Consider the following 13749-nt stretch of genomic DNA (forward strand, 5'->3'; position numbering starts at 1 on the left):
TGTCCCTCCACATTGCTCCCTGTATGCGATATAAACACAGACAGGGTTTTTAATTCAACTGTTTATCATGCAATACTCTCTTTATTTCATCTAAAAGCACTCTATAAAGTGTATTTTTCGTCTTCAGAAGTTCCTCGGGGATTTCTCTATAAAGCTCCTTTGCCTTATTTACCTGTCCAGCTTTTGCATAAACAAGTGGTCTTATGAGCAGGATAAGACTACCATGAACATCCTTACCAGCCTTTTCTAAAAATTCTAATGCTTCATTGAAACTTCCTGTATCTGTTTTTAAAAGTGCCATTGCAATCTCTGCTAATTTATCCTCGGGATTTAATTCGTAGGCTTTTGTGGTAAGATTTTCAAATTCAGGGTAATTCCCTTTCACTCTCAAAATTATTGCCTTAAATGCTAAAGCCTGTGAGGCTTCTGGTTTTAAAAATTCTTCAGGTTTTAGCTCTATTTTTTTTAAATCAGTGGAATTATCACGATGTATCGTTAGTTTCACTGTATCGTTACTACTTATATAATCAACCAGCATCTGTATGATATCTTTGCTCTCTCTGTAAAGCCTTAAATCTCTATCTCCAATGTTTATTATCCTGTCTCCTCTTTTTAAACCTGCTTTCTCCGAAGGAGTATTTCTGTCAACAGAGACAACCATAGGATAAATCTCGCCCATTACAATATTTGCACCTATTCCTTTTCTTTTAAGTAATGAGATGGCTTTATCAGATGCATCAATTGCTTTTTCAAAATCTCCCGTACCAGCATATATAAAAGAAAGATGTCCGAATATGTAAGGATTGTCTTGTTTTTTAGATAGAATTTCTTTTGCCATCTTTTCAGCTTCTATGAAATCTTCAAGTTCAGTTAGACTGTATATTGTCTTTAACTCATAGGGTAAAGCTTGAAGTTCACAATCAACTATTTCAGTATCTTTTTTAAAGAAATCCATCAATAATTTCTGCTGCTCACATTCTTTTTTGAAAAGTTCTGAAGCCTTTTTAAAAGATAAAATAGCCCCCTTAAAGTTCCTCTCAGCAATATATACCTCACCGAGAATTCCATAGGCTTTGTATTCTCCTTCTTCAAATCCCAGCTTTAAAGCTTTGGTAATAAATAATTTTGCCCTGTCATATTCGCTCTTATGTAAGTAAAGGTTTGCCAGTGATATATATAAACGGGCATCATAAGGCGATTCATCTATTTTTTTAAGAAGTATTTCTTCTGCCTTTCTGTATTGGTTTGTAGTGATATAGAAAGATAAAAGCCCTTCATAATCTTCATTGTTAGACAGCTCCATCAATTTTTTGTATGCCTTTTCTGCTTTTTCATAATCAAGTCTTTTAAGGTATTTCTCAGCAAGAGCTTTGATTGCTACGGCATCATTATTTTTCATATGAATATCAAGAACCTGATCAAAACTATACAGACATTTATCCTGCAAGGGCTTTTTTGCGTGGCTTTCATCAATGTAACAGAAAAACTCATGGGAAGCCCCTCCAGAACGATTTAAGATGACAAATGTCCTGTGTGGTGTCTCAAGATTAACTTTTTCAGCAGTTTGTTTAAGTGTGGGATATAGAGAATAATCAGGAGTAATAAGAGGAGTGATTTTCCCAAGATGGAATCTGTAGTTTCTGCTATTGAGATATTTAATATACTCAGCTTGGTTTGTAATACGATAGTGGTATAAATCTTCCTCAAAAAAAGGTTGATAACATTCAAATGCAAAGAGGTCATTTTTCTCTATCCTTCCATCTTCAACAAGTATCTTTGATTTTTCATAGGTGAATTTTTTGTCTCCTACATGAATTTTTAAACTTTCAGGAAGGCAGTTTTTCAGGATAAACTCTACAGAATTTTCTCTTTTAATGCTGTATTGAATTTTATCATCCACAAGGTCTGTTCTTACTTCAATGCATCTGTATTTTTCAATTTCAGACTGAGCATAGGCAAATTCTACTAAGCATAAAAGCATAACTGAGATAAAAAATTTTTTCATAAACCCACCTCTATTTCTTCTTTAACTCAGGATGAGCCTCAAAATAATCACTGAGTTCATCAAGAGTGAACTCATCAAGAAAATGTGGCTCATATCCATAGTAGAACCGTTCTATTTTTCTTGCATATGGTGCAATCTTTGATATATCAAGATTGAGGTCATCCTTAAACTCATATTTTCCACTGTAACGAAGCATCTGAAGATAAATCTTACTTTTTTCATTAAAAATCTCCTCTGCCTTTTCGTATATTGGTTTTAATTCTCTTAGATAAATCTTAGAAGAACTGCTTAATTCAGGTCTGAAGTAGTAAGGAAAAATTTTTAGTATTTCCATCATTTCATTTTTATTTATACCAAGAGTTCCCGGAAGTATAAGCACAAGCTCAACACTACCCCCTCCACCTATTATGTTTGATGTTTTCAAGGGATAGTAAAGCTTGTCTGTCTTAAATCTGTAAATAAGAGGCTCAATGAATCTTGGGGCATTCTTTACCTCCACATAGTCAAATACAAAATACTGAATTCCTCTTTTAATATAATCTTCTGCAACATCAGAAAAATTCTTTAGTGCTTTAAGTTCAATCTTTTTGATTCCTTTTTTATCAAGAAAATCAATTACCCATTTATTAAAGCCATTAATATCATTTATCTTTATCACCGTTACATCGTGAAGCCCTATTTTCTGACTCAGTCTTATCTCTACGGGCTCTGCTGAAGAGCCTCCCTTTGTGAACACTGCAAACTCTATTCTCTTCTTCTGAAGAAGTTTATTTATCTCCTCAAAGGGATTTCCCTTAGCAAGGCTAATTTCTGGCTCTGAAGGGAAAGGAATGAATTCTAAAATTCCTGTGTCCTTACTTGCTTTGAGCTCCGTTCCCAAAATTAAGACTTCTTCCTTAAAGTTATGAAGTATTATTGCCTTCTGAGAGTCCTGACTGAGCTCAGCATCCATAGTCCACCAGAAAAGTCCTTTATCTGCCATCAAAATAGCTGGGCAAAATAATATAAGCAAATATATGGCAAATAATATTTTTTTCATTGTTGACTCCTATTTTTTCAATCTTTCTACATTTTTGCATGCCTCATCAATTTTAAAGGTATTGCAGAGATAAAGGTATTCTTCAAGTGCTTTCAAAGGTAAATCAAGTCTCTCATATATTTCTGCCTTTTGATGTGAAATCATAAATGCAAATTGAAGCCAGTGGAAGGCTTCAGCCTGCTGTCTATTAAGTTTAGCAAGTTTTTTCATAACGTTGAACCCTTCAATATCACTTTTTGCTTTTTCCATTTCAGAAATTAGCAACCTGAATTCATCCATGCTCAATACCTTCTGTGCCTGAGCAAAATTTCTGTCAACAACCGCTTTTGCCTTGTTTAAATAGTTTAATTTCACATCATCATTTTGCATAATTGTTCCATCAAGATAAAACTGAACCAATAAAATAGCATCTACTCCCTGAGAATTTCTCTTTTCATATAAAGCTATACCTCTGTCAAAGTAAGCTTTTTTTGTTTGTGGATTTTCCTCAAAATAAGACATTAAAATGTATTCTTCAGCAGATGCCTTACCTGAAGAAATTTTTTGTCTGATTGTAGTCTCCATTTGATTAAATATTTTCTGTTGCTCCTCTCTACTTTTTTCTTCTAAATCTTTCAAAGAAATACCTGTTACTTTCTCTTTCCATCCTTTTTCAAGTTCATAGACTATTTTGCCGAATTCAGTCTGGTATAAATCTTTTATTTGTTCCTGGAGTTCTTTATCAAATTTCTCTTCCTGTTGTATTTTCTGCTTTTCTATTTCATCAGCTTTCTTTAAAAATTTATCTCTCATTGAAGTAAATTCTTTTGTCTTAGCTATATCTTCTCTGCGTAAATAGTAATTTATTATGAAGATGTGAGCATAAGCCTTTCGTCTGTAGTAGTCAGCCAAACACTTTTCCTCCTTACAAAGAGAGCCTGCATTGTCAATTTCATTCAAGGCTTTATTGAAATATTCCTCAATTACTCTGTAGTCAAATTGATCTGCTTTTGCCTGTTCTAATTCAGCATTTTGAAGCTCATCCAGATACATGGAAGCACGCAGATAATATAACTCAGCTTTATTGGACGCATTTAATGCTAAAGCTCTGTTTATATCTTTCAAGATTTTGTCATTATAATCCTTTTTTTCAGCTATATCTTCCAAATTTCCAAGATAGCTCAGTATTTCCGCCCTTAAAGCATAAGCATCTGCATAGTTTTCATCAAGGGATATTGCTCTGTTGATATTTTCAAGAGCCTCTTTTAATGCTCTAAGAAGTTTTTCCTTTTGAGTATCATCTTCCAGCAACCCATACTTAAGAACATTGGTTTTATAAAGAGTTTTTGCTAAACCAAAGTAAGCCTGTGGAATATCAGGATTAAGCTCTAATGCTTTTTTATAAGCTTTAATAGCTTCTTCTGGTTCAATAATATCCTTTTGCTGTGCTCTCTCAAGCCAGAGATTTGCTTTGTATTTCTTTTCTTCTTCCGAAATCAGTTTCGCAATTTTTTGTTTATCTCCACCTGTAGCAAGCTCAAGCTGTCTTTTCAGCTTTTCCATTTCCCTGTTTTGCTTGTCAAAGTCAGCTTTAAGTCTATTGTATTCCTCAACAATGCTTTGGTCTTGCCTTACCTTTTTAAGATTTGCCTCTATATCTTCCTGTGACATGGTAGCTCTGATTTTTACATAAAACTTTATTGCATCAATATCACCAACAACTGTTTTCTTTCTGTCTAAAACTTCAATTTTCATTGAATGATTTGCTATAACCTCAATAACGTCACTTTCAAGGGCAAGATTTTTCACCTTTGTATAGCTTTTAACATATGCACCAGCTTGTTCTGCTGCTTTTTGGACTGCTATTCTTTTTGCCTTTTCCTCAGATACTTCCATGCTTTCACCCGCACCCATTACATACTCACCATCAGCAATTATTACAACAGGCTCATAGGCAAATGAGTTTTTAATTAAAAACAATAAAATCAAAAATATAAAATTAATAATGTTTCTTTTGAACATGTTTACTCCTCCTTATATTTCAAAACATATCTTGTCTTTTTTGTTTTTTAAAAGCCCTCATCAACTCTATGCCTTTATATTGAGTTGTACTGGCAAAGGATTTGATTATAAGACTTATGGTATCTCCTTCAGCAGATTGGCTGATATTTTTGATGTCTTCTTTTTCATCTATAACACCTGTATAGGAACAACAAATGCTAAATAATTTAACTGCTTGATTACTCTCTAAGGTAAGTTCCAATGAGCATTCTTCTCTATCAAATTTATATTCTGTTGGGTTTGATGTCCTACAATTTTTAAAATCCTCATCGCATATTTCTGGGTATTTTCCATTTTTTATGTCCTTTTCCAGTGGACATGGTGTGGGTTTCATTTTCTGATAAAGTTCTAAACTTTTTGCTTTTAATTTTTCAAGATAAGGAGTTGTTTCAGGAGATTTAGGTTGTTTAAATGTAATTACTATTGGACTTTTTGAACTGTTTAACACATAAAAATCCGTTATCCATGAACAGGATTGAAGTAAAAACAGAATAAAAAGAGGGATCAAAATTTTTTTAGTCATAAAATATCCTTTAAATGTTCATTTAAACATCTCCCTCTCCATGAAAAATAAACACAGCCCAGTAAAAGGGGCTTGGATATTTTGTTTTTATCTCTGCCCTTGCAAGTTTCATTGCCTCTGCTCTGCTTTTACCAGATTTGAGATAGTTATAAAATGTCTTCATATACTCCACTGCTGGTTTGCTTGCCACTTCCCATAAACTTACAACTACAGCTTTTGCACCTGCTTGCTGGAATGCTCTCGCAAAATTAACCACACCTTCACCCTCAACCTCTTTACCGAGACCTGTTACACATGCGGATAATACCACCATATCGGCATTGAGCATCATAGCGGCTACTTCACTTAGCGTTAAGAATCCATCATCTCCATGATTTTCTACCTGCCCAAGAAGTATGAATGGCTCATTTACTTCCTGAATTATTCCGGGAAGGGATGCATGGGTTGCAAAATGGATGTATCTATATTTTTCAAGCCCTGCTTTTCTAAGATTTGTCTCATTTGCCATTACTGAAAGTAAAATCTGTGGAGGCTCAGGTTTTACTCCCATAATGCGTGCTATTTCTCTAACTTCATCCTCTGTCTCTGGAAGCGGAGGAAACTCAACCCTTCCAGATTTTTCATCCTCTGTTACTGCTCCCCATTTTGCCTTGACTGCCAGTCCTCTTAAGGCATACTGGTTTAAGTTTGCAAAATAGGTTTCTTTTTTCCCCTGCTTCCATGCTATGTATCTTGGGTCATTTGCGGCATAGACAGGATTTCCCAATGCAAAAAGTGGCTTTTCAGGCTCAGGAGTTTTAAAAACTCTGTTTAATGCAAGGATTGTTGCTGACTGGTAATAAGTGATTGTGTATCTGTCTGCCACGTATGTGCTATCTTTCAGGTTTGTTCCTTCTTTTATAACAAGTGCTTCTAAAGGAAGAAGCCCAAGTATTCCATCAGGCACAATGACTATCTTTTCATCTGCCCTTACTTCCTTTAATGCTTCAGAAAGAAGTATGTCATAAAGCCTTTTAGCATCTCTGACAGAAAATCTGTCTGGTTTCCTGAGATTCATTGGCTCTATGAAAGACTTTACCATCTCTTCAAGGTTGTCTCTGGCAACATTAATTTTTATAATTCTTTTCACACCGCCCTTTCTTACAACAAAAAGATAAGTTGCCTCATCTGTAACTGCATACTCTAACAAAACTTCGTTTTCCTTAAGTGGCAATTTTTCTGCATGCACAGGCAAAGGATAGTTAAGGGCTGCATATCTTGGATATTCTTTCCTGAAAATATCAATTAATTCATTAAGCGAGCGTTTAAGAACTTCCCTTCTTGTCTGTAATTCCTTTACAGCCTGCTCACCTTTTTTCAATGCATCTTCCCATCTACTGTCAAGATAGGAAAGCTCCTGCAGTATGCGGTTTTCCTCTTCTTTCAATTCTTGAGGAATCTCGGTATATTCAATCCCTTTCTTTGCACCTGCGATTACTTCAAGAAGGCTTCTTGCTTTGGTGAGTTCTGAGAAATAAAAGGCAACTGACAAAGGATTCTGCTCATAGGTTACATAGGTTAAATACTTAAAGATTATTCTTTTTCCAAGATTTAGACTTATACCTCTCTCAGCCATTTCAGCCATCACTGAAATTATTGCCTTATATGGAGTAAGCCTGTTGTAATACCCTCCACCAGCAAAGAATTGCCCTCTTTCAGTAACAGACTGTCTCATCTCTTCTGTCAAATCAATCGCATTCATAAGATTAACTGCTGCTTCCTGTAGATTACCTTTACCCTTAAGGGCAAGCCCAACCTGTGTGTAGTATTCAATGTGTCTGTTTTTGCTGTCTTGCCATGAAGGTGGTATTTGATTGGCAAGCTTTAATGCTTCATCATACCTTCCTGTCTTAAGATATACTTCCACAAGACCTGCATGAAGCAACCTGTTTGGTTTTATTCTATCCTCAAGTTTTTTTCTTTCAAGAAATATCTGTTCTGCATCCCTGTAACGACCTTGTTTTAGATAAACTGCTCCAATGCAATTAAGTCTTGTTTCAAGAAGATGAGGATTATTAAGTTTTTTGTCAATTTCAAGAGCTTCTTTTAGATATTTAAGAGCATCATCATACTTTCCAACCCTGAAATACTCCATTCCAATATTATTTAAAACATAGACAAGTGATGCAGGCCTTTTTAATCTTTTTTCAAGTTCAAGTGACTGCTGATAATACATGATGGCTTTGTCAGTTCTACCAAATTTTGCATATACATGTCCGATATTATTAAAAAGAGTAGCAGTTGTTGGTAGGTCATTTTGCTCCTTTGCGATTTTTAATGCTTCCTGATAGCTCTGAAGTGCTTTTTCATACTGAGCTAAATCCATATACATTGAGCCAAGATTGTTAAGTGTCACTCCCAGTTCTTTTCTTAAGTTATTTTTCTTCTGAATCTCAATTGCCTCTTGATAATAAGAGATTGCTCTATCACGCTGGTAAAGGTCTGAGTATATATCCGCAATTTCTCTTAAAACAATTGATGTGCCTTCAGGGTCATTATGTTTTTTTGCAATTTTCAGTGCCTCTTCAAAATAAGAAAGAGCCTTTTTAAGCTGTCCCATTTTTGAATAAACCAAACCAATCAGAGAAAGATTTGCTCCTACTGAGTTTTCATCTCCTTTTTCTCTATAAAGCTTAAGAGATTCATTAAAGCTTGAAAGAGCCTTTTCGTATTTACCAAGAGATAGAGCAGCCTTTCCAAGCTCATGAAGCACTATTGTGAGAGAATCTTTAGCACCTATTTCAGTGAAGAGTTTTCTTGATTCTTCAAGGTATGCAAAGGCTTTTTCATAATCCAGCGATTTTCTGTAGTATATTGAGCCAGCAAGAAAAAGGTCATCAGCAAGCCATTCCTTATTTCCAAGCTTCCGTGCTACATCAATTGCCTTTTCGTAATAAAAAAGGGCTTTGTTTTCATCTCCCATATCTTCATAGGAAGAGCCAAGTCCATTGTAGTTTGAGGCAAGGCATTCATAATCATTTCCACAAAGAGCAAGAGATTTCTCATAATAGTAAATTGCTTCTTTATATTTCTTTTCCTTATATGCTTTATCCCCAAGCTCCCATAGCCTTTCTGCCTCACTTTTTGGCTGGGCATAGGCAATGACTGGTAGGATAAAGATAAGGATTATAAATATAAACTTCCTCACTTGCATACCAATCCTACCGAAGCTTTTACATTAACTACTTTATCCTCCTTTTTAGGTTCTGGAGCTTCAATCATGGCTTTCTCCATCATGGGAGCAGTTTTATAAAATACAGGTGGTTCCCATATAGGTCGTCTCACATCATAATTAATATTTGAAATTGAACATTTTCTGCCAAGCTTTTCTCCTGCTTTCTTTGCAAAATTAACTGCCGTATCAATTATTTCAAGTTTAAGTTCGTTTTCTGTCTCCTTAGCTTTTTTCTCTGAAATAAGCCATTGAGGATGGGAGACAGTGTAATTCAGTTTTTCACCATATTTTTCTTTAAACTCATCAATCACCTCAAGAATCTTATTCTGTTCCTTTGAATCCTTTAACTCAAAGGAATAGCCAAGTTCTCCCTTATATCCAGAGCATTTTCTTTTATCTTTTTCCCACCAGCAGTTTTTATAAACTGAATAACTTCCTCCCTTGTAGTTTAAATTAAGAACTCTTATAGCTTTATCAATGCTACCAAGCATGTTTATAACCTCTGTCTCCTTAGCTGCATTAGCATTAACTCCAACAGTCATGCTGAGAATATCAGGCATTAGTTCTTTTCTTTCTTCAAGAGTTATAGAAATACGAGTTATATCATAATCCTTTTCTTCAGCATACAATGAGGTCAAACCTAACACAAATATACAAAAACCGATTAATAATATCATCCTTCTCATTTTTCCACTCCTACTTCAATACAAAGGCTACTTTTGCAGAGGCAAAGAAGTTAGCCTTCTGATTGGCAGAATAAATCTTTACAGCATCCTCATCTGAGACCTGAAGATCACTGGGATTTATTGTGCCAGAAGCTTTGATTATCAGAGGATTTTTTACTCCTCTTTTTTCAAGTGCAGCCTTTGCTTTTTCAATGCTATTTGTATACTCTCCGCAACCCTGCTCAACAAGGACTTTTTGACTTATCTTTGAAGGGTCATAAATAATCTCTCCCTTTGAAGTAAATATCCTGTTTATAAGCGCGGGTCTGAAGTTAACTTCTGTTGCATCAATTATGAGCCCATCATATTTTTCTTCAATAGTAACTGGCTTTGGCTTAAACTGTGGTTGAGGTTCAATAATTTCCTTTTTAATCTTCGGTTCTCCCAATATTTTTTCATAAAGAAGTGAGCCAAATCCCTTAGGTCCAGACATTCCCACCTTTATAATAACAAGTGCTGATTCTTCCTGAGGATTCCATTCTTTATAAACAATCTGAGCGCCTTTTACAAAGCCCGCAACTGCTGTTCTTACTACATCATACTGAAGCTCAGCATCCTTTACAAGGGTATCTCCAACAACGGCAACTCCTTCAAGAATCTCTGCAAGCTGCCTATACGCAAGCGCTGTTGCAGCGCGTTCAGCAGTAAGTCTTTTTTGAGCAGGGGTTCTTGCTGTGGCTGAAGGAAGTCCTTCTGCTGCGACGAGAATATAGTCATTTAAAAATGCCTGCTCAGGAGAGGTAGTAAGTGAAAGGTTGTTTCTCTGAAGCCACTCATTCGCTTTTTGAAATACTGGTGAAATCTTATCCTGTGTAGAATCTTGCGAGTTTGCATGACCTGTAAATAAAAATCCTGAAAATAAAAATAATGATAAGATAAAAACAGTAAGTTTTTTCATTTCTGTCCTCCTACTAATAAATGTTTAATTTTTGTTTTAACATTCTTATTGCAAGAATCGCTTCTGCACCGTTAACTGCTCTTTCAGGATTAAACTCTCCTGAAAGCTCTGGCTCCATTATCCCTCTGGTAACCATATTCATTACAGCATTGTAGATGGGAGATGTTGTTCTTACATCTAAAAATGGTGATTTTTCGTGTCCTAAAAATGCTGTAGCTATTTTTTCATCTGCTGTTAGTTTAATAAGCACATCCTCAAGTATTAAAGCCATCTCTCCTCTTTTAACAACCTCCTCAGGTTTAAAAAGATATGCCTTTACTGTTTCATCATATTTTGGCTCAAGCCCTCTTATTTTCAATTTAAGAACTGTTAGAATCTCCTGCTTGAAGGGATTATTGATTATATCAGCAGGTATAAACTCTGGCTTTGCCTTTTCAATCTGGCTCTTAATCGGAATTCTTCCAGCAAAGAGACTGTCAATTTTTAACTCATCCACAAGAAGAGCTGAAAGATCAGCTCTTGTGATACTTTCCTGCACCGCAATTTTTTTACCCACATCTCCAACTGTCACTCCTGCCATTGCACGGGTGATTTTATCAGCCTTTTTCCATGCTTTTTCAGCTTTTTCATGCCATTTTCCTGTTGTCTTTGAGTTTAAAACAGCTCTGAACTTGTCCTTTGCCTTTTCAAAATCAAGGGCATTCATGTAGGCAACTCCCATAAAGTAATGGGCAGATTCTTTTCCTTGGTAGTAAGTTAGCTTTGTTTCATCAACCTTTAGATCAATAGCATTTAAGTAAGCTTTTTCCCCTTCTTCAAGCCAATCTTTTGTTTTAAGGGCAGTGTAAACTCTTATCTTTGCAAGATAGTAGTCAAATTCATCAGAGATAGTTTCTGCATATTTTTTTGCCAGCTTTAAATCCTTTTCAATTCTTTCAATTTCAATCTTTCTTATATCAGCATCCTTAATCATTTTTGCTTTTTCAGCCTTTGCAATTGCTTTTCCTGAATAAGCCTTTGAAAACTTTTCATCGCAGTAAAGAACTCTTTCAAACTTTAAAATTGCCATATCTACTTTACCTTCTTCAAGAACTCTCATCCCTGCAAGATAGTGATATTCTGGATTGTCTTCAGGAAGTGTGCATTTTACAACTTCTTTTGGAGTGCATCCAAAAACTAAGGCAATAATTAAACACGGGATTAAAAACTTTAAATGTTCCATCTCATACCCCCTTGATTTTTCTTAACTCAAGAATATCAGAAGAGAAAACATATGTAAAGGTATTTTTCACATATTTACAATAAAATCATGAGCAATGTCTAATCTCAAATCTCTATGTCAGGTGATATAAAAAAATGTCCATTTTTTTCAAAAATAATGCCTTTGAACTTTAAAATTTTTAAAGCTTTTGTAACTGCTTCACGAGATGCTCCTGTGCAGGAAGCTAATTCTCTATGGGTTATTTTGTTTATTTTTATATAACCTTCTTCTGTTTTTTCTCCTTCTTTTTGAGCTATATTTAAAATATATTTTAAAATTCTTCTACTTACATCTAAGAATGCCATTGCACCAAGCATCTCATCTGTCATTCTTATTCTTTCAACAAGTGCTGAAAGAAGAGATATGGCAATCATTGGATTATTTTTGAGCAATGTAAGAAACTGCTCTCTTTTAAGAATGCCAACAACAGAATCCTTTAGAGCAATAACTGTTGCAGAGCGAGGTTTACCATCCAGAAGACTTAATTCTCCAAAAAAGTCACCTTTTTTAAATATGTTAAGAATGAGCTCTTTGCCTTCAGGGTCTAAAAGACATGCTTTAACAGCGCCATCAAGAATAATATAAAGGTCTGTGCTTTCCTCTGATTGATAAAAGATAAACTTCCCTTCTTTTACTTTATTTATGCTAAAACCTTTGGAAATAAGCAAAAGATGTTCATCTGAAAGGTTTTGAAAAATAGGCATTTCTTTTAAAATTTTAATAACTTCACTATCTGACATACTAAACTTTATCAAAAATTTTTGAGGTAGTCAAGTTTGCAAGAAGGAAAAAGTTGACTATTGAATTTAGGCTTTGATATAATTGTCCAAGCCACGAAGGCGATTAAGGCTCAGAAGAGCTAAAATGCTTTCGTGGCTTTTTTATTTTAAAAGGGAGGCGGAATATGAGAAAGTTTTTGCTTTTTCTTATTATTTTACTTTTTCCTGTATCAGTTTATGCAGTAGACATCACGGACAAGCTATCTATTTCAGGGGCAGCAACGGGAGTTTACCAATGGTTAAACAAAGCTCAAGGGGATGTGCATAACAAAGACCGTGGTTCAGCAGTAATTGATTTTAATGTATCATTCAAACCAACTGAAAATGATGAATTTTTCCTAAGGGCAAGCTTTGCAAAAGGAAGCGGATTTCATTCAGAAAACTCAGGATATCCCTTTAAATTATCGCCAAATGCTGATGACCTTTTTGTTGACTTACGAAACATGAATGGGCACTCAAGAGACCATCTACAGGAGCTATGGTATTCCCATAAGTTCCCTATTCAGAAAGATATCTCACTAAAGCTTACTGCAGGAATAATTGACTCTACAACCTTAATTGATGACAATGCCTATGCAGCAGATGAAATAACTCAATTCATGAATGAAGCATTGGTTCACAATCCTCTTGCAAATCTTCCAAGCTATGATGGAGGTGTTGCAGCAGAGTTTGAGTGGGACAAGTTTCATGTGAGATTAGTTGGTATGCGTTCAAAAAATGACAATGAAGACATGGATGTAAGGCACTACAACTGGTTTGGAGCGCAGGTGGGATACAAACTTGAGACTCCTATTGGAGAAGGAAATTACAGAGTTTATGCATATACAACGAACAAAAGATTTGAAAACTGGGATACTGATGCATACAAGGCACTAAAAGGCATTGGAGTATCCTTTGACCAGCAATTGATAAAGGATATATTGGGAGCTTTTTTCAGGGCAGGATGGCAGGATGACTCTGCAAAAGTAAATTATAACAGAATGTATTCAATTGGATTAAATCTCAATGGAAGTGTATGGGGAAGGAAAGATGATGAAGTAGGAGTTGGTTATGCCTATCTTAAGAGTCCATCAAAGAATGAAGAACTCAACAACAGTCAGGTTTTTGAGGGATATATTAAATTCAAGCTATTCAGTTATAAATCTCTTAGTTCAGACATAACCTTTGATTATCAATATATCCGTGACAAAGATAGAGACTCCGAAAACACAAAAGCAGGCAATGTATACGGTGTTAGATTAAACTTTAACTTTTAATGGAGGAGG

At 35.2% G+C, this 13749-nt stretch carries 10 protein-coding genes; 1 reads left to right on the forward strand and 9 read right to left on the reverse strand.

Going from position 1 to position 13749, the window contains the following annotated elements:
* Positions 1–49: 49 nt before the first annotated feature.
* From THEYE_RS09435 to THEYE_RS09475, 9 genes are all read right to left on the reverse strand, one after another.
* A complete protein-coding gene (locus THEYE_RS09435) occupies positions 50–2005 on the reverse strand; it encodes a PDZ domain-containing protein (RefSeq protein ID WP_012546195.1) in 1956 nt (651 codons plus the stop codon).
* 10 nt (positions 2006–2015) lie between these two features.
* Positions 2016–3044 carry a DUF2330 domain-containing protein gene (locus tag THEYE_RS09440; protein ID WP_012545827.1) on the reverse strand — a complete coding sequence of 343 codons (1029 nt, stop codon included), beginning with the start codon at positions 3042–3044 and terminating at the stop codon, positions 2016–2018.
* Positions 3045–3053: 9 nt separating this feature from the next.
* Positions 3054–5045 carry a tetratricopeptide repeat protein gene (locus tag THEYE_RS09445; protein WP_012545059.1) on the reverse strand — a complete coding sequence of 664 codons (1992 nt, stop codon included), beginning with the start codon at positions 5043–5045 and terminating at the stop codon, positions 3054–3056.
* Positions 5046–5064: 19 nt separating this feature from the next.
* Complete coding sequence (locus THEYE_RS09450; protein ID WP_012544999.1) at positions 5065–5607, reverse strand: lipoprotein; 543 nt, start codon at positions 5605–5607, stop codon at positions 5065–5067.
* Positions 5608–5629: 22 nt separating this feature from the next.
* Positions 5630–8800 carry a tetratricopeptide repeat protein gene (locus THEYE_RS09455; RefSeq protein WP_012545943.1) on the reverse strand — a complete coding sequence of 1057 codons (3171 nt, stop codon included), beginning with the start codon at positions 8798–8800 and terminating at the stop codon, positions 5630–5632.
* Positions 8791–9507, reverse strand: coding sequence for an SIMPL domain-containing protein (locus THEYE_RS09460; RefSeq protein ID WP_012546574.1), 717 nt, complete (start codon positions 9505–9507; stop codon positions 8791–8793). The genes THEYE_RS09455 and THEYE_RS09460 overlap by 10 nt, the downstream gene beginning before the upstream one ends.
* 10 nt (positions 9508–9517) lie before the next feature.
* The gene (locus THEYE_RS09465; RefSeq protein ID WP_012546408.1) at positions 9518–10444 is read right to left on the reverse strand and encodes a TP0624 family protein; all 927 of its coding nucleotides are present in this window, start codon (positions 10442–10444) and stop codon (positions 9518–9520) included.
* 13 nt (positions 10445–10457) lie between these two features.
* Positions 10458–11666 (reverse strand): S-layer homology domain-containing protein, encoded by a 1209-nt coding sequence (locus THEYE_RS09470; RefSeq protein ID WP_012545470.1) that lies wholly within the window; start codon positions 11664–11666, stop codon positions 10458–10460.
* Positions 11667–11770: 104 nt separating this feature from the next.
* Positions 11771–12445, reverse strand: coding sequence for a Crp/Fnr family transcriptional regulator (locus THEYE_RS09475; RefSeq protein WP_012546542.1), 675 nt, complete (start codon positions 12443–12445; stop codon positions 11771–11773).
* 164 nt (positions 12446–12609) lie between these two features.
* On the opposite strand from THEYE_RS09475, the gene THEYE_RS09480 reads away from it, so the two are divergent.
* The gene (locus THEYE_RS09480; protein WP_012545746.1) at positions 12610–13740 is read left to right on the forward strand and encodes a carbohydrate porin; all 1131 of its coding nucleotides are present in this window, start codon (positions 12610–12612) and stop codon (positions 13738–13740) included.
* Positions 13741–13749: the final 9 nt, after the last annotated feature.

Source organism: Thermodesulfovibrio yellowstonii DSM 11347, from assembly GCF_000020985.1.
GTDB classification, from domain to species: Bacteria; Nitrospirota; Thermodesulfovibrionia; order Thermodesulfovibrionales; family Thermodesulfovibrionaceae; genus Thermodesulfovibrio; species Thermodesulfovibrio yellowstonii.